Here is a 22,696-nt window from a genome sequence, read left to right as displayed (position 1 = left end):
TTCTATCAATAAATTTGCCCCACTTTAAAAACAAAGTTATTTCAATGAGAACAATAGCCATGCGTGAAGCCCTGCGTGAAGCAATGCAGGAAGAAATGCGCAGAGATGAAAAAGTGTTTTTGCTGGGTGAAGAAGTAGCCGAATACAACGGTGCTTATAAAGTTAGCCAGGGTATGCTGGCCGAATTTGGTGAAAAACGTGTAATTGATACCCCCATCTCTGAATTGGGTTTTACTGCTATTGCAGTAGGCGCTGCTCAGAATGGCTTACGTCCGATAGTTGAATTTATGACCTGGAACTTTGCTGTATTGGCATTGGATCAGATTCTTAATACCGCATCAAAAATGCTGGCGATGAGTGGTGGTCAAATTGGCTGTCCCATCGTTTTCCGTGGAGCCAACGGTTCTGCAGGTCAGTTGGGTGCGCAACACTCTACAGCGTTTGAAAGCTACTATGCCAACATTCCCGGTTTAAAAGTAATTTCTCCATCTAACCCATACGATTCAAAAGGTTTGTTGAAAGCGGCTATCCGTGACAATGATCCGGTTGTGTTTATGGAAAGCGAAGTAATGTATGGTGATAAGGGCGAAGTACCAGAAGGCGAATACATCATTGAAATCGGTAAGGCAGATATTAAGCGTCCCGGTCGTGATGTAACCATCGTTTCTTTTAACAAAATGATGAAAGTTGCCTTGGGTGCAGCTGAAGAGTTAGCGAAGGAAGGGATTGAAGCTGAAGTAATCGACTTACGTACGATCCGTCCGTTGGATTGGTTTACCATTCTGGAAAGCGTTAAGAAAACAAATCGTTTGGTGATTGTGGAAGAACAATGGCCATTTGCTTCTGTTTCATCTGAAATTACATATCGTATTCAGAAAGAAGGTTTCGATTACCTCGATGCACCGATTCGCCGTATTACCAGTGCTGATGCGCCGATGCACTATGCGCCAACATTGGTAGGTGCGTATTTGCCGGATGTACCACGTACAGTAAAATTGGTGAAGGAAGTGATGTACATGAAGAAATAACCTTAGTTGCAATAAGTAAAAAGCCGATCAAATTGATCGGCTTTTTTGCATTCTGGACAAATAAGTGGCTGTAGAATTTTTTATTCAAAACTTTTGAAGCATATTTGCCTCGGTTTTTCATAGGATATTGGATTTTAAACGAAGCTGGATTTCTATCCGGCTTTTCTTTTTTCCGGAACTGTCCAGTCGCTATATCTTTCAACGGGCCTGTGCGAGCCGCTAGGGCATAATACCTTCTACAAATAAACGGAGTGTACTTAGAATAATCCAGACTAAGCCATAGGTAACAAACACTAACGAAAGCCCCAATGCAGAAATTTTTGCTGCGAGTTTCCAGGCTGGTTGCGACGAAATTGAATTCAACTTCATAGGGATTGGTTTTAGTACATAACAAAGCTACATAACCTGTTTGGCCTGCGCAATCGAAGAAAACCTGTATTTTAAAGCGGTATTTACTGATGCCACACTACGGCCAGCTACGTAGTTGCGACTCGTAGAAAGTCCATTCAGGCGTAGCTATGATTTTATTTGAAGATGCAGAATACCATGGATTTAGGTTTTTATTGCTGGTATTTTTAAGCACATGAATATCCTGCGCCGGCATATAGCTTTGGGCTAAAAGGTATATCAGTTCGCCTGTTTGTTTATGCCGGGCCAGATCCATTACAATCACTGCATGTCCGGGTGAACCGCCTTTGATCAACACATCACCTGCTGCCAATGTCTGCCAGTTTTTAGGCTTGAGTTCTTTTTCCAGCGAAGCAGTACCGCACATGCCAAATACAATATCTAAGTAGGGCTGCCAGCCCCTGGTTTTGTATTGTTCCCAGCAATATTTTTTCCGGTTGTTATCAGCAAAGCAAATGGGCTTGTTTTGCTTTTTCAGATATTCTGCACGCAGGCGCATCACTGCATCTGCGCATTGCTGCAAATCCTTATTGCCAACACTAACCTCAAGCACAGCATATTGAGCCGCCTGGTTGATTTTGGGTTTACCATTGTACAGGTACACTGTGCGGTCGGCTTTTAACGGAAGTTGCCGCAGAAAGTGTGCAAAACTGTTTTCCTGTACCTGCAGGCGTTCGTATCCGTCGGGTAAAGGAATACTGCTAATTGTTTTTGTTATGGGCACTGTATGCTTGTTGTTTAGGGAAAGTAAAAAGCATCCTGAGCAGGCAAAGAAAAAGGCGGCCGCATTCATACTTGCATGGTTTTTGGTTAGCTTTGAATCGATTCGAAAAAAAATCCACAAAAGAATCTGTTAAACTATATGAGCAACATTTTAATTATCGACGACGAAAAAGCAATCAGGAAAACATTAGGTGAAATTCTTTCGTACGAAGGCTATAAGATTGAAGATGCTGAAAACGGTGATGAGGGCTTAAAAAAATTGAAGGAGAAAAGTTATGATGTGGTGTTGTGTGATATTAAAATGCCGAAGGTTGATGGCCTTGAGTTTCTAGAAAAAGCAAAGGAAATAAATCCCGATGTGCCCATTATCATGATTTCGGGACATGGCACCATTGAAACAGCGGTGGAAGCGGTTAAAAAAGGTGCTTTTGATTATGTAGCCAAACCACCGGATCTCAACCGTTTGCTCATCACTATCCGCAATGCAATGGATAAGCAAACACTGGTAACCGAAACCAAAGTGCTAAAGCGTAAAGTGAGCAAAGTGCAGGAAATGATTGGTGAGAGCCCGGCTTTGAAAAAGATCAAAGACACGATTGATAAAGTTGCCCCAACCGATGCCCGTGTACTCATTACCGGCGAAAACGGTTCGGGTAAAGAATTGGTAGCCCGCTGGATGCACGAAAAAAGCAACCGTGCAAACGGCCCCATCATTGAAGTAAACTGTGCGGCTATTCCCGGTGAGTTGATCGAGAGTGAATTGTTTGGTCATGAGAAAGGTTCGTTTACTTCTGCTATTAAACAACGCATCGGCAAATTTGAACAGGCCAACGGCGGTACACTTTTCCTGGATGAAATTGGCGATATGAGTCTTACAGCGCAGGCAAAGGTTTTGCGTGCCTTACAGGAAAATAAGATCACAAGGGTAGGTGGCGAAAAAGATATTACTGTGGATGTGCGTGTTATTGCTGCAACCAATAAAGATCTGCTGAAGGAAGTTGAAGAAAAGAATTTCCGTCTCGATTTATACCATCGTTTAAGTGTAATTATTATTCATGTGCCATCGCTCAACGAACGCAGAGAAGATATTCCGTTACTGGCCGACCATTTTCTGCAACAGGTGGCAGATGATTATGGCCAGGCAAAGAAAGGAATAGATAAGGCTGCTGTGGAAGCTTTGCAAAAGCATAACTGGAGCGGTAACATCCGTGAGTTCAGAAACGTAATGGAACGTTTGGTGATTCTTTCGGGCAAAACAATTACAGCCGAAGATGTGTACAATTTTGTGATACCCCGTGCATGAGCCAACGCATTTATTGCATCAGCGGTTTAGGAGCCGATGAAAAAGTTTTTTCGCAACTAACATTACCCGGCTGCGAATTGGTTGTTCTTCCTTGGTTGATGCCGCAGAAAAACGAATCGATACAGCAATATGCCCGGCGTATGGCTGTGTCGATACAGGAAGAGCGCCCCGTTCTTCTGGGAGTTTCATATGGTGGTATGGTCGCTATAGAAATCAGTAAACTACTGGAGTTGGAAAAGCTGATCCTGGTTTCATCTGTAACAACAAAATACGCCTTGCCCTGGTGGATGCGGGCAACAGGTAAGCTGGGGCTACATAAACTTTTGCAACCAAGACCCCATCCGTTGTTTTATCCAATCGAAAATTATTTCCTTGGTACTGTGTCCAAAACAGAAAAGAGGATGGCCAACCAGTTTCGAAAGAAAGTAGATGGCCGCTTTGTGCAGTGGGCCATTAACGAAATTGTAACATGGAACAATGTAACAAAACCATCCAACTATCTACAAATACATGGTACAAACGATAAACTGTTCCCGGTAAGTAAGTCGGAGGCTGCTTATATTGTAAAAGGTGGCGGCCATTTTATGGTTTATAACAGGGCTGCAGAAATAAGTGCCATTATTTTAAACGAGTTACGTCTGCAGGAACAATAGGCGAATATTTTAATAGCGGTTTCGGGCTGCAAAACCGAAACCCTTACATTTGTGACCAATAAAAAAACTGAGCATGGAAGGAAATGAAATTTTAGGAATCTTCTTGATTGGCTTACTGGTAATACTGTTGCCTGCCGTTGGTTTGTATGGCATGTTTAAAAAAGCAGGTGTTGCTCCCTGGAAAGCACTTGTTCCTTTTTACAATACATGGGTAATGGTAGAGCTCGCCGGTATGAAGAAGTATTGGTTCTTCCTGCAGTTTTTGCCGATCGTTGGTTGGTTTGTCTCTATCGCCATCATTATCGATTTTGTAAAGGCATATGGCAAGTTTAAATTTTGGGAACATGCCTTAACTGTGCTCATTTCACCACTTTACTTTATTTACCTCGGATTTAATAAAACAGATAAGTACCTCGGACCCGAAGCGATTACGGCTCACAAAAAGTCAACTGTACGTGAGTGGGTTGATGCTGCCATTTTTGCCATCGTTGCTGCAGGGCTTATCCGCATGTTCATTTTTGAAGCGTATGTTATTCCTACACCGTCAATGGAACGTTCATTGCTGGTAAACGATTTTCTGTTTGTAAGCAAAACGGCATACGGCACACGTGTTCCCAATACACCATTGGCATTTCCGTTGGTGCATCACACACTACCCATCGTTAAAACAAAATCGTATTTAGAGTGGATCAAACTCGATTACAGGAGATGGTTTGCCAAGCAGGTAAAGCGGAACGATGTGGTGGTGTTTAACTTGCCGGTAGGCGATACGGTTATTAATGATGAGGAACGTTACGGATCGAAAGTAACCTATTACGATGCGTTGCGCAGCGAGTTTAACGGTAACAGAAATGCATTATGGGATGCTTACGGCGACATTATTATTACACGCCCGGTTGATAAGCGTGAGAATTTTATTAAACGTGCAGTAGCTGTTGCCGGCGACACACTTGAAATTAGAAATGGTGTGGTGTTCATTAACGGCAAGCCGGGTGAAACACCTCCGCATTCGGAAACGAATTATGTGCTGAAAACAAAAGGCCAGCCTTTAGATTATACTGCAATTGAAGAAGAGTATGGTATTCGTGCAGATGCCGGTGAAGTAAGAGACCTTGGTAATAATCTTTACGAAATATTTTTAACCAAAGAACAGGTTGGTATTTTCAGCAGACTCTCGTTTGTTGAATCGCTTACACCAGTAAACTATGCTTACGAAAAAGATACCAGAGGCATTGGCGGTATTGATGTGTACCCGAATGACAGCGTGTATTGCAAATGGACAATTGATAATTATGGTCCGTTGTTTATTCCAAAGAAAGGAGCCACTATTCAGCTCACAGCTGAAAATTACAGCCGTTATGAGCGTGTAATCCGCACCTACGAGCACAACGATTTTGAAATGAAGGACGGCAAGTTCTATGTAAACGGAACGGCTACAGATAAGTACACCTTTAAACTGGATTACTATTGGTTAATGGGCGACAACCGCCATAACTCACTCGACAGCCGTTATTGGGGTTTTGTACCCGAAGATCATGTGGTGGGCAAGGCTTCCCTCATTTTCTTTAGCTGGAACAAAGGCCCGAGATGGAACAGGATTTTCCGTTCAATCAAATAATAACTTATATTTGATACCGAGCTTTTATGATGGATCCTCCGACATGTTCGGGGGATTTTTTGTCTAAACAGGTGACCATGAATAAAAAAGAATACCAGTTTGATTACGAGGTGTACGAGAGTATCGACGACCTCACAGAAGAAGATAAATGGCTTTTAGATGAGGCCAGAGAAGTAACTCAGCATGCTTATGCACCCTATTCCCGTTTCCAGGTGGGTGCTGTTGCCAAGCTCAACAATGGAGAGATTATTGCCGGCAGCAACCAGGAAAACGCCTCTTTTCCTGCCGGGCTTTGTGCCGAAAGAGTCGTGCTGGCATCGGTATCATCACTTTATCCGAAAATGCCAATTGAAACAATTGCCATCAGCTATTTCAACAATAATGGCGAGAGCAATCATCCGATTTCTCCATGTGGCATTTGCCGGCAGGCATTGCAGGAGTTTAGGGAAAAAACCAAGCAACCGATCCGTTTGATATTGGGTGGTATGCATGGCAAAGTATTTATTATACCCGATGCGGCGATGTTGTTGCCATTGAGTTTTACCAGTACCGATCTGCAATAACAGTTTACTTGGTAAACTCACTTTTCAGCAATGGCCAATCGCTGTTGCTGACATGCGCTTCTTTCATCAGTTGTTTGATCTTTTGCACAACAGCAGGGTATTGGGCTGCGAGATTGTTTTGTTCCGATGGATCAGTTGATAGATCGTACAGCTCAACAGGCGCATCATCATTCTTGTTTACATCTAACCGAACGCCTTTCCATTTGCCCCACAATACAGCTTGTCGACCATTGTTTTCATGAAACTCCCAATAGAAATAGTCGTGTTGTTTTTGTTTGCGTTTATTAAGCAAGATTGGTACAATTGAAATGCCATCGATCTTTTCTGCAACAGGAATTTTTGCAAGTTCCAGGAAAGTTGGATACATATCCCACAACGCAAAGGGCTTTTGTACAACAGCCGGTTTTATTTTGTTTGGCCAGTACGCAATAAAAGGTACACGCATGCCGCCTTCGTACAAATCACGTTTAATACCACGGTAAATACCATTGCTGTTAAAGAACTCCGGATCACCACCGTTTTCTCTGTGAGGTCCGTTATCGCTGCTGAAGATGATGAGTGTATTTTCGGCCAAGCCTTTTGCTTCAATTGCTTTTACAATTTCTCCCACATACATATCCAGCCGGCCAACCATGGCCGCAAACTGTGCATGCGGATAAGGCTCGGGCTGCATGTTATGTGGTCTTGTTTTTAAAGCAGCACCGGTGAGTGGTTGTTCGTTGAATTTTTGTTTGTAGTAGTTGTATAAACTATCGTGCGGACCAATGACGTCTCCATGTGGTAATGTGTAGGAGAGATACATGAAGAACGGTTTGTTATTCTGTTGATTGATGTATTGTACAGCTTGCTGCTGAATGAGTGCTGCAGAATAAACGGAATCGTATTTTTTGTTTACAGACAGATCAACTTTTGTATGATTGTTCCATAAATATGGCGGAAAGAAATCATGTGCCAGGCTTTGATCGTTATACCCATAGAATAAATCAAAACCTTTCTTATTCGGATCACCGCTGTTTTGATTAAAGCCCATTCCCCATTTGCCAAAGCACGCAGTAGCATAACCATTTTGCTGCAGATAATTTGCAAAGGTTTTGGTTGATGCAGGCAATGGTGTTTGTCCTTCGGGTTCAAATTGTTTGTTGCCACGAATAGGCGTGTGGCCTGTATGCAACCCCGTCATCAACGAAGCACGGGATGGTGCACAAACAGAAGTGCCCGAATAGAACTGTGTAAACTTTTTTCCTTTTGCAGCCAACGCATCAAGATTGGGTGTTTCAATTTTCTGCTGACCATAACAACCAAGCTCACCATAACCCAGATCATCGGCAAAAATGAAAATGATGTTGGGCTGTTTTGTTTGAGCTGTACCCGTAGCTGATGCGGTTAAAAATGCCAGAAGGAATAAAGAATAAACAGGTTTCATATGCTGAACAAAATAATTAATTGGTAAGCGTTACTTTCATTAATCCCATTTCTTTCTTGTTTGTAAATGGAACAATAAAGGCATTGCCAGTTACTGTTTGCATTAACGAAAGTAAGTATTCGTAACGATCGAATGAGCGTATTTGTATTGTTTGTAATGCATTGCTTTCGTTAGGTGTTAATAGAATCAACGCCTTACTTTTCCTTGTTAGATTTTGTTTTAAAATAAGGTAAGGCTGATCGTTTAAAACAAACGAGGCATATGCCAGCGGGTCAATTTTTAAACTCTTTCCATTGTTTTTAATCAGGCTGTCGGTTACTTTTTCCAGACGGTCATTTAAGACGGTAAAGGATATTTCTTTTGGGTTTGACTGACCTGCGATTGCTGTTGGTAAATTGAAGTTGTATGGGGCAGCATTCGCTGAGTTATACGAAGTTGATAAAGATGTTGGTGATGTAAAATAGCCGGATGAATAATTTGAATATTCTTTTTGCGATTGTGAAAAACACATCCAGCCGGCAGAGTTTTCTTTTTCAATAATAAATGACGAAAGTGCTGTTTCCGGTAAAGCGTCTTTTAGAATTTTAACCGGTACAATTTCGTTCAACGACTCGTTGAGTCTGGCCATAAATAAACTCGGTTTGTCGCCTTTGAAGCCGTATGGCGGAGCTATCATGGCGTATATAAATACAGATGAATCGGTTTTGCCAAATCTGAATGAAGGATTAAGAAATAAGTATTTTCCGCTTTCAAATTGATTTGTATAAGACTTGTTATTGGTACTATCTGATTTTAAAACAGATAGTATATTGTTCCCTTTGGAGTCTTTTCCTGTTTTTAAAACAAACAATTTGTCTTTAAATAAGACAATGTCTTTTAACTCTTCGTTTTCGATATCAAATGCAATAGATATTTCGTTTTGAAAGGATGTGCTTTTTCCTGGTTCAATTTTTATAAATAAAAATTTTGCAGTTTTTGACTGTTCGAAATATTTATTAATTATTACAAATAAGTTACTCCCGATTTTAGTAAGATTGAACGATGAAGTTGTTTTGTTCCAAAGAGAATCAGCAGGATTTTTAAAAAGGTCAGAGTGGTCAGTGATTATGCCATTGCCATCTATTTTAAGTAATTGATGTATACTGGTTTTCATCGTGTGTGTATAAAACCAATACACATTTTCAAACTGAATGATTTTTACCTCTGTATTTTCATGAATTGTTGTATTCAGTTCAATAATAGATTCTAAAACCAGCTCTTTGTTAAAAAGAAAAATTTGAGGTTTACTTTCCGGTAAAAATCGAATTAAATGATGATAGCCGTTTACTCCGGCCAACAACCGCACAAAACCTTTACCAGGCGTTTTTACTATTCCTTTGCAGTATTGTATTTTCTGGGCATGTGTAATTGTACATACTGAAACCAGAAAAAAGGAAAGCAACGAGTATTTTTTCATAAAGCTGTTAATTGTTCATGGTCGTTCCGAACGTGATAGTTAATTGGTAAACGTTACTTTCATTAATCCCAATTCTTTTTTATCGATATACGGAACAAGGATGTATTTGTTTTCGACTACCTGCAGTTGTGGCAACAGGAAATCGTAGTTGCTTTGTACCCTTAAGGGAACTGTTTCGAAGTAATTATTTTCTCCCGGATAAACCAACAGCAAACCCTTTTTTTTTGCAACCAGCTCCTCTGTTAGCAAAAGATAGGCAGTGTTTTGCAATACAAATTGTGCATAAGGTGCAGGATGAATTTTATAGTAGTTTCCATTGTTCTTTACAATGCTGTCTGCCTTTCTTTCCAGATGATTATTTAGTAAGGTCATCGAAACTGCTGTAGGTTGATTTTCGTCATACACGAAGGGGTTGTAATAATTATCCGAAAATCGGCGTGCTTCATCCATGTAAGGACTAAACTGATTTGCAGTAAGCCTGCTGCCTCGGCCAAATGACTGCAGATCGTAGGTGAAACACATCCATCCCGACGAATGTTTTTTCTCTACCAAAAATGCTGATGCTGCATTACCATGGAAAATATTGGGTAAGGTTTGTACAGGACTTATTTCGTTCAAAGTGTTGTTCAATCTTGCCATGAACAACTCGGGCCTTGCTCCTCTGTAACCAAACGGAGTGCGTAATAACGAGTAAACAAATACACTAGAGTCGGCAGTATTATACCTGAGTGTTGGATTGTGGTATACATATTTGCCACTTTCAAATTGTTTCGAAAACTGATTACCTGTTGCAATATCTGTTTTAATAATGGAGAGGATATTTTTCCCCTCTTCATCTTTGCTGGTTTTTACAATCAGTAATTGGTTTTTCAACAAGGTTACTTCCTTCAGTTGATCATATCCAAAATCGAATGGAAAGAAGAGTTGTGTAAAAGCGGATGTGCCGGGGTCGGCTTTAGGTTTTACAATTATTGTTTTTATTTGCTTCAGCTGTTCGTGGTACGAATGAGCGATTAAATAAAGACTGTCATTGTGGTTGAATAACTGAAAAGTAGCTTTGCTTCTGTTCCATAGCGAATCTGCCGGTTTGTTCAAGAGGTTCGAAATATCTGTTGTAACACCATCCCTGTTTATTTTCATTAACCGGTGAACGGAAGGCCTGTCAGTATGTGTATATAAAACATAATAATCTTTTAATTGCAGTAAACGAACATCGCAATTTTCAGCAATAGGAATATTTAATTCTTTTTTGCTTTCAAGATGCAATTGGTTGTTGAATACATAAACAACAGGCTTTTTGGCATAGCCGAAATAAATTAAATGATGATAGCCGTTAACATTTGCCAACAGCTTTAAGGTGCCACCGCCAGGATCTTTAACTGTGCCTTTGCTGTACTGCAGTTTTTGTGCAGTTGTGTACTGGCACAAGCAACAAAAAAATATGATTAGCAACCGATACATGCGCATAATAAAAAGCCGTTATGAAGTTTTACAAAATGCAGAGTTTCTTGTAAACGTTTATTTTATTGGTTCGTAAATCTCCACTTCAATAATACTAAGTCGGCCTTTGCTGGCTGCATCATTGCGGGTTACACCGTCATCTAATTTTTTACCCGATACCTCTGTAGAAGTTTCGCCGGTTAAATTACTTGATTTTACCAATTCAATCCGCACTTTACTACCGGTCAAACGTTTGCACGAAATAGTACAGTAACCAAGGCTGCTAGTTGTGTTACCGTTAAAAGCTTCCTTTCCATCAACTAATATGCGAATGGGATAGGAGCGTGTACGGAAATTATTCAGCTTAAGTGTTACTTCACTTACTGTTGCAGTTGCGTCTAATTCATATTCGATCCATGCAGTAGATAGATTGCCATCGTTATACCAATCGGTAAGTTCATTGTCATCAAAACTGGCAAAAGCGCTGTCGCTGTTCGAGCCTGCATTTGCTTTTACGATCGTTAATGCCTTTCTTGTTTGTTTGAAAGACGGTGTTAAAGGAGTTGGACCTCGTTGCAGATTGCCTTTTAAACCGTACGATGGTAATTGTGTACTGAGGCCGTTGCTTACAGGAACAGCAATTGATTGCAGCTGCGTACTTGCTGTACTTAATCCATCTGCTGTGGCAATGAGTTTGATGGTTCCTGCTTTTGTGGTGCTACGGATGAGCACTCTGTTTACACCACATTCAACAGGTAGTTGTTTCGATAAAATATAATTATCCGGTCCCTGCGCCATGCCTCCACGCCATTCAGCTTCGCCTTCCAGTCGAAAATTGATCATGTTAAATGCAACGGGGCAACGATCACCTTGCGCATCAACTACTTCCACTTCCACCAATGCCAAATCATGACCATTAGCCTGCATACCTTTTGGATGTGTAATGGATGTTAACCGTAGTGCTACCGGTGTACCAGCCGTTGTTTTTTGTGTACTGCAGAGTTGCTTGCCGTTTGCATTATAGCCAACCGCTTTGATAGTACCTGCCTGCCAGTTGATTTTTTTGAATGTAAACAGGAAGCGGTTGCTCTGTTCGCCAAAGCCTAAGGATTTACCATTTACAAACAGTTCAACTTTTTCTGCCGATGAAATCACAAACATATCTTTCACCGTTGTATCGCTGTAATTCCAATGACCAATAATGTGAATGCGTGGTTTCTCCACATCTACCCATCCATCCCACATTACCTGGTGTGCATAAAAGTTTTCTTTGGTGATACGTAAAGCATCTACCTCACCGCTACGTCTGTAATTTTCTGCACCACGATGATGGGTGTTGGTTTCGGAAAAAATAATATTTACGCCACCTGAACTTACACGTTTGCCTGTGCCGGGCCGTTCTCTCCAGTAATCGTACCAGCGTGCAATGTTTTCCAATGCATGCGATTCCATGTTGCGATTGTAAATTTTTGCAGGCTCGCCTTTGTACAAAGGTCCATCGCCATCTTTATGATAGGGTGGAGAATAATCATCCCAATATTTGCGCAATCCTTCATCTCTTGAATATTCCATGGCCCACATCGGTATGTGTGCACTTTTGTTGATGTACAGCATTTCACCGCCATACTCGGCTGTTTTACTGTCGAGCATTTCCCTGCTGCCGATAGCTCTGCCGCCAAACGGATCGTAAGCATCACGAATGCTTTTCATTTCCTTCATATGATCTTCGCTGATGCTTTCGTTACCGCATTCGTAAAAAATAATACTGGGATTGTTGCGGTTGTAAATAATGGCATCACGCATCACCGCTTTGCGTTGTTCCCATCGGATACCTGTAACATCTTTTTCTGCATCACCAGCCGGCATAGCCTGCAGTAAGCCAACACGGTCGCAGCTTTCAACATCCTGTTTCCATGGAGTAATGTGCATCCAGCGTACAAGATTACCGTTGCTTTGTACCATCAAATTATTGCTGTAATCGCTTAACCAGGCAGGTACACTCATGCCTACAGCAGGCCATTCGTTACTGGTGCGTTGTGCATAACCGTGCACCTGTAGTACACGATCATTGAGGTAAAACATGCCATCTTTAAATGCTGTTTTGCGAAAGCCTGTTTTGGTTACAACTGCATCAATAACTTTTCCATTAAAAAGTAAACTTGTTTCTACATCGTACAAATAACCAAAACCCCAGCTCCAGAAGTTTAAATTGGATGCTGCTGCTGATGCACTGATTGTTTTTGTTTCGTTTGGTTGAACAGTAACAGAAGCAGAGGAGAATGATTTTACTACAATACCGTTCATGTCTTTCAGCTTAACTGCATAGGTAACTGTTTGTATTTTGCCCGATTCATTTTTTATTTCGGAAGATGCAACAATGGTTGCTTTCCGGTTTTGAATGTCAAAGTCTTTTGCATAAATATAAGTTCCTGTTGTGCCGAGATTGTTATACAGCGGTAATGTTTGATAAACGTTGCCTGTTACATGCAGCAATACATTTTTGCAGAGTCCTCCGTAGTTGGCATTAAAATTCCTGTCGATCCATTGGTATTTGGTGTTGGTTGCTTTTTCACGATACTCCCAGCTGTTGTCGGTACGTACAGCAACAACATTTTCTTCGTTACCGAATTTGAGCAACTGGCTGATGTCGTAACCAAAAGCCATCACACCATTTTCGTGTAAACCTACAAATACACCGTTTACATATACTGCGGCAGCCTGCCGTGCGCCTTCAAACTCAAGAAATATTTTTTGTCCTTTGGCTGTTGATGGTAGTTTGAACTTCTTTCGGTACCAGGCGATGTTTGTGGAGAGATCAACAATGTCTTTTTTAAATGCTTCATCTTCGTTCCACGCATAAGGGAGTGTCACCTGTTTCCATTTCGAATCATCGAAGGTTGGTGCAGGTGCAGCCGGATCATCGCCCACAAAAATCTTCCACTGATGATTAAAATTGTATTTGCTGCGTTGTGCAAAAGAAAAAATTGCAGCAATGTTCATTGCTGCAATTAAAAGGAGTTTTTTCATTCAGAAATTATTTCATTTTGTAGATCTCTGTGCCTGCTAATAAAAAGCATCCAAGACCATAATCTTCAAAATCGGGTGTGCTTGTATACGAAACAGGCTGACCATCTTTTGGTTCTTTGCCTGTACCTTGTACATAGCCCAGTTTGCCATCTTTGTGTACAGCTTCTTTGCACATGGCATTCCATGCTTTTGCTATTGAAGTTTTATATGTTTTTGCATCAAGAATACCATTGTTAATACCCCATGCAAAGCCATAGATAAAGAGCGAGGTACCCGATACTTCTTTGCCGCCAAAATGATTGGGGTCGTTGAGGCTTACATTCCAATAACCATCTGTACGTTGCAGAGGCAGTAAGGCTGCACACATATCTTTAAAATCCTGGAGGTACTCGTTGTAATGTGGATCGGTTTTTGGCAAAGCCTCGAGTGTTTTTGCCAGCGCTGCAACTACCCAACCATTGCCACGGCTCCAGTAGCAATCATCACCGTTTGGTTCTTTATATGGAGGATCAAAATCTTTGTCTCTCCACCATAATTTTTCTGCAGGATTGTACAAACCCTTTTCACCGTGTTTGTTTTTGGTGTACGCATACATCTCGTACATGCGTTGAAAATAAGCAGGCTCGTTATACAGGTTGCCTAGTTTTACAAATACAGGCATCGCCATTTGCAGTGCATCAATCCAGTTCCAGTCGTCAATTTTACTTGTTGCCATCATCGAATCGATGGATGCTTTAATATCCTTCACACGCTCCGGGTTGCGCTTATTATCGATGAGGTACATATCAATATATGTTTGGCCGCAACATTGGTTATCGGCATTGCGTGTTTTAATACCGCCACGCAAACCCCATTTGTGTTTTTCGCCCCACTGCAGCGTATAATCGTAGTAAGCTTGTTGCTTATCGATGCTGTAAAGTGCCATCAAACCTTCGTAATAAACGGCTCTTGTCCAGATGTTGCTGGGCCGTTCAATGTTGGTGAAGATGGTTTTACCCGCATCGGGCCACTTGTTCATAAAGTACTGGTTGGTTAGCCTTAACGTGTTTAAAATCCTTTTTTTGGCAGGTAACTTTTGCGCAGTTGCAGGGTATAAGAAGGAGCCCATCAACAGCAGACAAACGATTTTTTTCAGCATAGCAGCAATGTTATTTTTAAAATTCAATGATAGTATATAAACACTGGAAGGGCATCCTGCTGCATCCTGAAACTGATACACTTAGAGTTGTTTTCGACGCTTTATCCTGTATAAAAGCCGATTGTCAGTTCGGGAACGATTGCGTAAAAAAATAACAACTTACAGGACGGAACAGGATACCCCCACTACGAAATTCTTCTACTTTTAAAACCTAAACCTTTTAACAAGCTGCTATATGAAAGAAAAAAAATGGATACGCTCCAGCGTATTGCTATTACTGTCATGTCTGTTAGTCTCCGCTTCTTTTTCACAAACCACATTTAAAGTTTCCGGTAAAGTATCTGATGATGCAGGTAAACCTGTGTCTGGTGCCAGTGTGTTGGTGAAAGGAACAACGGTGGGCACTACTACAGGAACCGATGGTAGTTTCGAATTAAATGCGCCTTCGGGCAAATCGGTTTTGGTTATTTCATCGGTTGGATTTACCGATCAGGAAATTGAGATCAATAACAGAAGTACAATTAATGTAACACTTGCTGCCGGCGCTTCTAACCTGGAAGATGTGGTGGTAATCGGTTATGCATCGGTAAAAAAGAAAGATGTAACCGGCTCTGTATCGGGCATCAATCAAAAAGAAATACGTTCAAGGCCGGTTGATAATGCTTTGCAGGCAATGCAAGGGAAAGTTGCCGGTGTGGATATTACTTCGAATGAACGTCCGGGTACATTGGGTTCAATCCGTATTCGTGGCGAACGTTCTTTAAATGCAACGAACGATCCTTTATATGTAGTGGATAATATTCCTTTAGCCACTGGAGGTATCGAATACCTGAACCCGAACGATATTGAGTCGATCGACGTATTAAAAGATGCATCTGCCACTGCTATCTATGGTTCAAGAGGAGCAAACGGTGTTGTAATTGTTACAACCAAACAAGGTAAAGCAGGTAAAACGCAAGTAAACTTTTTCAATTCAACAACCTTTGAAACGGTACGTGACTGGGCGCCGATTATGAGTGCTTCGGAATACATTGATTTTCGTCGATGGGCTGTTTATTACAGTAACCCAAGCGGCCGTCCTCGTGGAGATGCTCCTACAATTGCCAATGATCGTGATATTTTCTTGGCAACTTCAGATCCTGATTCGTGGAAAAATATTGCGAAAGGCTGGGCAAGTGGTACATGGGATGGTTCAAAAGTGGGCAATACCGATTGGACAGGTTTGGTTACACAAACGGGTATTACAACCGATAATACCATCAGTGTTAGCGGTGGTACCAATAAAATTAAAGCCTATGGCTCTTTCGGATATTTGAATAACAGAGGAACTTCTATTGGACAGAAGTTTACACGCTATTCAGGAAAAACCAGCGTGGATGTACAGGCAACAGACTGGTTTTCGATGGGGGCTAATTTTAATGTAACGTATGGCATCCAGGAATTCGGCCAATCGAATCTTGTAATCGGTTCGTTTGTAGGTTCACCTGCAAACAGCATTTATAATTCTGCCAGAGGTTTGTTTAAATGGGCTGTTCCTTACGATTCTGCTGGTAACCGTATTCTCTATCCCGGTGGTGATGTTGCAATCAAAACTGTAATTGGTGAAGATAAATTTACGCAGGATCAACGCACTACATTACGTGCTTTTGGTAGCATGAACGCACAGATTGATTTCGGTAAGATCAATTCTTTCTTAAGTGGCTTAAAATACCGCTTCAATTTTGGTCCTGATTTTTCCAACTATACCAACGGTGTATACATCGATGGACAGTCTGCTGCCAGCAGTGGTATTAATGGAGCTTCATTGCAAGAGGCAAAAACCTACTCATGGACACTCGATAACCTGCTGTACTACAACAAGGAAATTAAGAAACATAGTTTCGGCGTTACATTATTACAAAGCGCAACAAAGTACGTGGCAAACCCTGTAAACCGTTTGGTTGGCACAGGTATTCCGTTTGCTGCACAGAAATGGTACGAGTTAAACAACGGTGTGTTGCCATCAACAAACCTCACCATCAATCGTGTGTCGCCTTTAACAGAAAGTCAGTTATCGAGTTTAATGGCTCGTGTTAACTATGGTTTTGATGAGCGTTATTTGTTAACAGCCTCTATACGTTATGATGCTGCATCGCAGCTTGGCGAAGGTTATAAAGGTGATTATTTCCCAAGTGCTGCGTTTGCATGGCGCATCAGTCGTGAAAAATTCATGCAAAATGCAAGCATTATTAACGACTTAAAACTTAGAGCAGGTGTAGGTGTAACCGGTAACTCATCAATAGGACCTTACCAAACATTAACCTTTGGTGTTCCTTACTTTTATGCGAATGGCGGAAGTGTATTACCTGCAAATTTGCCAACGACGCAATTGGGTAACCCGAATCTGCGTTGGGAAAAAACAACACAGTACAACTTAGGTGTTGATTTCAGTATTTTAAAGAGCAGAATTTCAGGTACTGTAGATGTTTATTCATCGATCACCAAAGACCTGATCTTCCCACAATTGTTACCAACAGTAACAGGCTACGTAAGAACGCTTACCAACCTGGGGCAAACATCAAACCGTGGTGTTGATGTGAATATCAATACAGTGAATATTTCTCAGAAGAATTTCCAGTGGACAAGTATTATCAATGCCAGCTGGCAGAAAGATCGTATTGATGAAGGTGCAAATGGTAAACAAAACGATATCAACAACAACGTATTTATTGGTCAGCCCATACGTGTAATTTATGGTTTTGCATCAGGCGGTTTGTGGCAGTATGCAGATACTCCTACACTGAAGAAGTTTGCAGCAAACGGAAACACGTTTACTCCCGGACAAGTACGTCCTGTAGATCAAAATGGTGATAATAAAATTGATGCCAATAATGATCGTGTAGTAATTGGTCATACACGACCACGTTGGGTTGTTGGTTTTACAAACACATTCAACTACAAAGGGATTGAATTGTCATTTTTCATTTATGGTCGTTTAAACTATTGGTATAACACAGGAGGTGAAGCACAAACAGCAAGAGGTAATCAACGTAAAATTGATTACTGGACCGATAATAATCAGGATGCAGAATACCAAAAGCCATTTTATTCTGTAGGCTCTGGTGATAACTATTCAGCTTCCCTTGGTTATAAAAAAGCATCTTTCTTAAAAGTGCGTAATATTTCAGCTGCTTACAATTTTAACAGCAAAGCAGTAAAAGCCATGCACATGCAAAATCTGCGTGTATATGTACAGGCAGCCAATCCGTTTATGCTTTATTCTCAAATTAAGTTTATGGATATGGATGCGGTGTCAATGTTCTCTAACCGTGGCTTTACAGTTGGTATTAATGCAGGTTTTTAAGACAATAAAATTTACTACGAATGAAAAATAGAATATTAAATATAGCAATCGTAAGCGTACTCATTATTTCGCTTGCTTCATCTTGCAAAAAGAGTTTCTTAGATGAAACGTTGAAAACCTCCAGGGATCTGGAGTTTTACAAAACGGATGCCGGTATACAACAACTGGTAAATGGTGCATACCACCAGGTGTTTGCAACACCATTTAATGGTGAAATGGCTTTTTCCAATATGTGTTATGGTACCGATGAGTTTAGAGTAGGGGGTGATCCTTCGAACGGCATGTACAATTCTTATGGTAATACCTTCGGTTCGTTTGTTACGCCCAATAACGGAAATACTGTACCAGCAGAAGCGCAGTGGGATAATTTGTATGTAGGCATCGGTCATGCCAATCTTATTATTCAGAACGCAAACGCCAGCACATCTACTGCCGATGCCATTAAAAAAACAGCCTTAGGGGAAGGTTATTTTTTAAGAGCATATAATTACCTGCGTTTGGTAAGCCAGTTTGGTGCTGTACCTATTACCAAGGAGCCGTTTACAAAAGTAGAATTGGAGTTTACACGTGCAACTCCAAAAGACGTATACGATTTAATTATTGCAGACTTTACACAGGCGTATAACCTGTTAGGCAATGTTGGTTCGCCGGCAAGAATTACCAAGGATGCTGCAGCACACTTTTTAGCAAAAGCATATTTAAGCCGCACGAGCGAAATCAATGATTCATGGAATGGTTCAACAAAAGCGGCCGACCTTGCAGCTATTATTCCTTTGTGCGATGCGGTAATCGCCAACCATCCGTTGGCTCCAAACTACGGCGATCTGTGGCGTTATACCGCACCCAATGGTGCAAATGAAAATCTGCGTGAGCTGATTTTGTCTGCACAGTTTACATCAGACTTAACTGCAAGTGGTCAAAATACCCAACATTTATATTACGTTTCACGCTATGAAGATATTGCTCAGATGCAGCGTGATTTAAGTGGTGATCGTCCGTTCAGTCGTTTATCTCCAACATTCTTTATGTACAGGATCTACGACATGGTAAACGACTCCCGTTTCTGGAAAACTTTCCGTACAAAGCATAAAGTAAATGCCAATGCGCCTACCAGCGGTTATGTACAGGGCGATTTAGGTATCATGTATGTAATTAACCAACCCGGCGATACCCGTTTTTCTGCCAACGTATTGAACAACTCAGTTGTTTACAGCACAACAGGTAAAACAATTCCACATGTGTACGTTGCGTATAAAAATGGTGTTACTGCTGATGGTGGCTGGAACGATACACGCCGCTTCCCTTCATTAAGTAAGTTTATGGATGGTTCACGTACTGCCGGTTTTAATGATGTACGTGGCTTGCGTGATATTACATTGGCCCGTTCGGCAGAAACATACCTGATAGCTGCAGAGGCAAAAATCCGCCAGGCAAAAGCAGGTGTTGGAACCTATGCTGATGCGTTGGTGTATATCAATCCTGTAAGGGTGCGAGGACAGTATGCAAATGGCGAAAGCCGTTCGGTTTACTACGATGGCGGCGCAGCGCCAAGCAGTGTTCCGCAGTCAATTCCTCCTTCATTCTTCCCGGAAAATTCGTACTACGAATCAAACAATATTCCTGTTACTACGGCTGCTTCGGCAAGCTTAGCTGTAACCAATATTGCAACTTTACCTACGGCAGATGAATACATCATCAACCTGCTCGGTTATTCAAGCACATACGACAGAATGCTGTGTTTCCTGTTAAACGAACGTTCACGTGAGTTGGCAGGTGAATACTTACGCTGGCAGGATCTGTCCCGCACAAAAACATTAATTGCCCGTGCGAAAGCCTTTAACCCCGATGCTGCTCCAAATATCCAGGACAAGCATCTGTTGCGCCCGATACCACAAACCTTCCTTGATGGTATTCAAATGGGCGGACTGGCATTAACTGCTTCTCAAAAGCAGGCCATGCAAAACCCAGGCTATTAATCGATTCTACGGTCAAAAAAAAGGCTGCCTTCCGGGCAGCCTTTTTTATTGGTAAAAAAGTTTCGAGAACGATTGCGTAAAAAGCAATATTTGTTCAGGATGGCACATGACGGTTAACTGCCGCACCTGCAATAATTTGGCCTTGTTAACGGTAAACTACTGCTTGCCACTAACTGCTGATTGAAAAAGATTGCTGCTGTATGACCCATTTTCGCAAATTGCTGCGCCTTATTACCAAAGCCGCTTCTAACGAAGGTTATCGTTGCATGCAAAGGTTCACCTGTAGTTTCTTTTTTCCTCTCAGTCAAGTAAGTTTTTCCATCGAACACATCCGATAAATTAAATGAACTGTAGATTTATGTTTAAGCTTATCAAACAGTTTTGCCTTTTTTTTGCCTTGGCAACTATAACGTTTGCATGCCAAAAGAAATTCGATGAATTTTATAAAAGGCCCGATTCTCTTGAGCAACCTATTTATCAGCAATTGCAGGCGAAAGGCCGCTTTACCCAGTTTTTAAAACTGATTGACAAAGCAGGGTACAAACAAACACTTTCAGCCGCAGGTTACTGGACAATTTTTGTGCCGCACGATTCTGCCGTAACACTTTACCTTACACAAAACAATATTGCCAGCGTAGATGCTATCGATTCAGCATCTGCACGTAAAATTGTTACCTACAGTTTGGTGTACAATGCGTTTAAGCAGGAGCGGATTTCCGATTACCAAAGCAACCTCGGCTGGGTAGAGGGGGCAGCTTTCCGCAGACGTACGGCTAATTATACCGGCATTTATGAAACAAAAAATTTAAGCGGTCAGGATATTAAAGCAATCGCATCAAACCGTAACAACTCCGGTACTTTGTTTTATGTTGATGCCGATAATAATAACAAATACATCCCCATTTTCGAAACTACGTATATGAGCGGCAAATCATTAACTGCTGCTGATTACAATTATTTTTATCCAACTTCAACTTATACAGGCTTTAATGTTGCACAGGCAAAAGTGGTAGAAAAAGATATTGCTGCCGAGAACGGCGTTATCCACATTGTAGATCGTGTTATTACTGCATTGCCAAGTATCGATCAGTATATTGGCAGTAATCCACGTTACAGCGAGTTTAAAAAATTAATGGATAAATTTTTGGTGCAGTATGTATTAAACCAAACTGTATCGCAAAATTACAAAGCTATTTACGGCACACCTGCAGATGTATTTACAAAAGTGTACAACAACAGTCTTGCATTTTCGCCAAATAATGAAAACTTTTTGAAGTTGCAGGATAACGATGGCCAGGCAGACAGCTATACCATGTTTGTTCCGGAAAATGCAGCTTTACTCAATTATATCAATACGGTATTGCTTGAGTATTATCCAAGTATCGATGCGTTACCTGTAAATGTGATTTATGATTTTATGAATGCACACATGTGGCGTACCGTGGTTTGGCCATCTAAGTTTGCAACTACTTACAATTCGGTTGGTGAAGAAGCCCGCTTTAATCCCGCCACTGATGTAGTAGATAAACAGGTGTTGAGTAACGGTGTGTTTTATGGTACCAATAAAGTACAGGAAGCTAATGTGTTCAGCAGCGTGTACGGAAAGGCTTATCTCAATCCGAATTATTCCATCATGACGAGTCTGTTGAATCTTGATTTGAAATTCCAGATTTCGAATATTTACCAGAAGTATACATTGTTTCTGATCAGCAATGCGGCGTTTAATGCTGCCGGCTATTATGCCGATGCAACAGTAAGTAATAACGTGAACGAACAATGGCGTTATACTCCGCCAGGTGGCGGTACGCAGTTAACCGGCTCTTCGGCATTGGTTCGTCTGCAACGTATTTTAAACATGCACGTAGTGCCCGGAAGAGATATTACTTCGCTTACATCGCCAGGTGTGGCTATGTCGTATTCAGGTGAGTTCTTAAAATTCGATAATAACAAAATTGCAGCTGCCGGAAATTACGATGCCGGTAATCAGGCAACTGTTGTTGACAAGAAAACTGCAAAGAATGGTACGGTTTATTATATCGATCGTATTCTTGAATTCAGCGAAAAAACAATTGGTAAGCATATTGAAACATTAGGTACTCCAACTACCTCGCCGTACAATTATTTCTGGAATTACCTGAAAGCATCGCCCATTTTTAATACAACAACAGGCGAAATTGTGCAGGTTGCTTCCGGTTCGTTCTACACGTTCTTTATACCCAGCAACACGGCAATTCTTGCTGCTGTAAATGCTGGTGATTTGCCCGGCACAGGAACTGCACCGAACAAAGTACCGAAGTATACTTCGTTAACCTCGCAGGAACGTGAGCAGGTTGATGCGTTCATTTACTATCATATTCTCAATAAGAAAAATATTGCTACAGACGGGCAGGAGAGTGGCACATTCGAAACTTTGTACAAGTTCCCGAACGGCGATCCTTCAACCATCTTCGTAAACAACACTACGCCAAACACTATCGTTTTAAATGATATGAAGAGTAGATCTGCAGGCGTAACAACAGCATCAAGTAACCAATTAAGCACAAGGTGTACGATTCATCTTATCGATAACTACCTGCGCTATAAATAAAACTTATTAC

General features: G+C 41.2%; 15 protein-coding genes. 8 read left to right on the top strand and 7 right to left on the bottom strand.

The features are described from left to right. Positions 1 to 44 precede the first annotated feature (44 nt). Positions 45 to 1,028: a pyruvate dehydrogenase complex E1 component subunit beta gene (locus IQ13_RS03980; protein ID WP_144884727.1), complete on the top strand. Its 984-nt coding sequence runs from the start codon at positions 45 to 47 to the stop codon at positions 1,026 to 1,028. A 219-nt stretch (positions 1,029 to 1,247) separates the two neighbouring features. Here IQ13_RS03980 and IQ13_RS21310 read toward each other — a convergent pair whose 3' ends face one another. Together IQ13_RS21310 and IQ13_RS03975 are read right to left on the bottom strand one after the other, a co-directional pair. After that, on the bottom strand, positions 1,248 to 1,397 hold the full coding sequence (locus IQ13_RS21310) for a hypothetical protein (protein WP_158637300.1): 150 nt from the start codon (positions 1,395 to 1,397) through the stop codon (positions 1,248 to 1,250). Between the two features lie 97 nt (positions 1,398 to 1,494). Then, on the bottom strand, positions 1,495 to 2,160 hold the full coding sequence (locus IQ13_RS03975; RefSeq protein WP_158637299.1) for a DUF4846 domain-containing protein: 666 nt from the start codon (positions 2,158 to 2,160) through the stop codon (positions 1,495 to 1,497). Positions 2,161 to 2,298: 138 nt separating this feature from the next. Between IQ13_RS03975 and IQ13_RS03970 the strand changes: the two genes are divergently transcribed. The 4 genes from IQ13_RS03970 to IQ13_RS03955 all read left to right on the top strand — a co-directional run bounded on the left by IQ13_RS03970 (position 2,299) and on the right by IQ13_RS03955 (position 6,296). Beyond that, positions 2,299 to 3,462, top strand: coding sequence for a sigma-54-dependent transcriptional regulator (locus IQ13_RS03970; RefSeq protein ID WP_144884723.1), 1,164 nt, complete (start codon positions 2,299 to 2,301; stop codon positions 3,460 to 3,462). Continuing rightward, entirely contained in the window at positions 3,459 to 4,115 is a 657-nt protein-coding gene (locus IQ13_RS03965) for an alpha/beta fold hydrolase (RefSeq protein WP_144884721.1), read from the top strand. The genes IQ13_RS03970 and IQ13_RS03965 overlap by 4 nt, the downstream gene beginning before the upstream one ends. A 73-nt stretch (positions 4,116 to 4,188) precedes the next feature. Then, complete coding sequence (locus IQ13_RS03960) at positions 4,189 to 5,733, top strand: S26 family signal peptidase (RefSeq protein ID WP_144884719.1); 1,545 nt, start codon at positions 4,189 to 4,191, stop codon at positions 5,731 to 5,733. Positions 5,734 to 5,759: 26 nt separating this feature from the next. Continuing rightward, positions 5,760 to 6,296 carry a cytidine deaminase gene (locus IQ13_RS03955; protein WP_374728384.1) on the top strand — a complete coding sequence of 179 codons (537 nt, stop codon included), beginning with the start codon at positions 5,760 to 5,762 and terminating at the stop codon, positions 6,294 to 6,296. A gap of 4 nt (positions 6,297 to 6,300) precedes the next feature. On the opposite strand, the gene IQ13_RS03950 is transcribed toward IQ13_RS03955, so the two are convergent. The 5 genes from IQ13_RS03950 to IQ13_RS03930 all read right to left on the bottom strand — a co-directional run bounded on the left by IQ13_RS03950 (position 6,301) and on the right by IQ13_RS03930 (position 14,660). Continuing rightward, positions 6,301 to 7,719: an arylsulfatase gene (locus IQ13_RS03950; protein ID WP_144884715.1), complete on the bottom strand. Its 1,419-nt coding sequence runs from the start codon at positions 7,717 to 7,719 to the stop codon at positions 6,301 to 6,303. A gap of 16 nt (positions 7,720 to 7,735) precedes the next feature. After that, a complete protein-coding gene (locus IQ13_RS03945) occupies positions 7,736 to 9,175 on the bottom strand; it encodes a hypothetical protein (RefSeq protein ID WP_144884713.1) in 1,440 nt (479 codons plus the stop codon). 39 nt (positions 9,176 to 9,214) lie between these two features. After that, a complete protein-coding gene (locus tag IQ13_RS03940; RefSeq protein WP_144884711.1) occupies positions 9,215 to 10,603 on the bottom strand; it encodes a hypothetical protein in 1,389 nt (462 codons plus the stop codon). 90 nt (positions 10,604 to 10,693) lie between these two features. Next, a complete protein-coding gene (locus tag IQ13_RS03935) occupies positions 10,694 to 13,642 on the bottom strand; it encodes a DUF4982 domain-containing protein (protein WP_144884709.1) in 2,949 nt (982 codons plus the stop codon). A 7-nt stretch (positions 13,643 to 13,649) separates the two neighbouring features. Further along, complete coding sequence (locus IQ13_RS03930; protein WP_242009476.1) at positions 13,650 to 14,660, bottom strand: glycoside hydrolase family 88/105 protein; 1,011 nt, start codon at positions 14,658 to 14,660, stop codon at positions 13,650 to 13,652. A 355-nt stretch (positions 14,661 to 15,015) separates the two neighbouring features. On the opposite strand from IQ13_RS03930, the gene IQ13_RS03925 reads away from it, so the two are divergent. The 3 genes from IQ13_RS03925 (at position 15,016) to IQ13_RS03915 (ending at position 22,686) form a co-directional block, all read left to right on the top strand. Further along, positions 15,016 to 18,123 carry a SusC/RagA family TonB-linked outer membrane protein gene (locus IQ13_RS03925; RefSeq protein ID WP_144884705.1) on the top strand — a complete coding sequence of 1,036 codons (3,108 nt, stop codon included), beginning with the start codon at positions 15,016 to 15,018 and terminating at the stop codon, positions 18,121 to 18,123. Positions 18,124 to 18,143: 20 nt separating this feature from the next. Then, entirely contained in the window at positions 18,144 to 20,099 is a 1,956-nt protein-coding gene (locus IQ13_RS03920; protein WP_144884703.1) for a RagB/SusD family nutrient uptake outer membrane protein, read from the top strand. A 358-nt stretch (positions 20,100 to 20,457) separates the two neighbouring features. After that, a complete protein-coding gene (locus IQ13_RS03915; protein WP_158637298.1) occupies positions 20,458 to 22,686 on the top strand; it encodes a fasciclin domain-containing protein in 2,229 nt (742 codons plus the stop codon). Positions 22,687 to 22,696 lie beyond the last annotated feature (10 nt).

The organism is Lacibacter cauensis (genome assembly GCF_007830055.1).
In the GTDB taxonomy this organism is placed as follows: domain Bacteria; phylum Bacteroidota; class Bacteroidia; order Chitinophagales; family Chitinophagaceae; genus Lacibacter; species Lacibacter cauensis.
Note: the sequence above shows the minus strand (reverse complement) of the source record. Positions and strands in the feature narration are given on the sequence as shown.

What these genes read in the sequence shown, in the direction of transcription:
- IQ13_RS03955 (WP_374728384.1), top strand. Translation starts at nt 5,760, where the DNA reads ATGATGGATCCTCCGACATGTTCGGGGGATTTTTTGTCTAAACAGGTG.
- IQ13_RS03980 (WP_144884727.1), top strand. Translation starts at nt 45, where the DNA reads ATGAGAACAATAGCCATGCGTGAAGCCCTGCGTGAAGCAATGCAGGAA.
- IQ13_RS03965 (WP_144884721.1), top strand. Translation starts at nt 3,459, where the DNA reads ATGAGCCAACGCATTTATTGCATCAGCGGTTTAGGAGCCGATGAAAAA.
- IQ13_RS03925 (WP_144884705.1), top strand. Translation starts at nt 15,016, where the DNA reads ATGAAAGAAAAAAAATGGATACGCTCCAGCGTATTGCTATTACTGTCA.
- IQ13_RS03950 (WP_144884715.1), bottom strand. Translation starts at nt 7,719, where the DNA reads ATGAAACCTGTTTATTCTTTATTCCTTCTGGCATTTTTAACCGCATCA.
- IQ13_RS03920 (WP_144884703.1), top strand. Translation starts at nt 18,144, where the DNA reads ATGAAAAATAGAATATTAAATATAGCAATCGTAAGCGTACTCATTATT.
- IQ13_RS03960 (WP_144884719.1), top strand. Translation starts at nt 4,189, where the DNA reads ATGGAAGGAAATGAAATTTTAGGAATCTTCTTGATTGGCTTACTGGTA.
- IQ13_RS03935 (WP_144884709.1), bottom strand. Translation starts at nt 13,642, where the DNA reads ATGAAAAAACTCCTTTTAATTGCAGCAATGAACATTGCTGCAATTTTT.
- IQ13_RS03930 (WP_242009476.1), bottom strand. Translation starts at nt 14,660, where the DNA reads ATGAACAAGTGGCCCGATGCGGGTAAAACCATCTTCACCAACATTGAA.
- IQ13_RS03970 (WP_144884723.1), top strand. Translation starts at nt 2,299, where the DNA reads ATGAGCAACATTTTAATTATCGACGACGAAAAAGCAATCAGGAAAACA.
- IQ13_RS21310 (WP_158637300.1), bottom strand. Translation starts at nt 1,397, where the DNA reads ATGAAGTTGAATTCAATTTCGTCGCAACCAGCCTGGAAACTCGCAGCA.
- IQ13_RS03915 (WP_158637298.1), top strand. Translation starts at nt 20,458, where the DNA reads ATGTTTAAGCTTATCAAACAGTTTTGCCTTTTTTTTGCCTTGGCAACT.
- IQ13_RS03945 (WP_144884713.1), bottom strand. Translation starts at nt 9,175, where the DNA reads ATGAAAAAATACTCGTTGCTTTCCTTTTTTCTGGTTTCAGTATGTACA.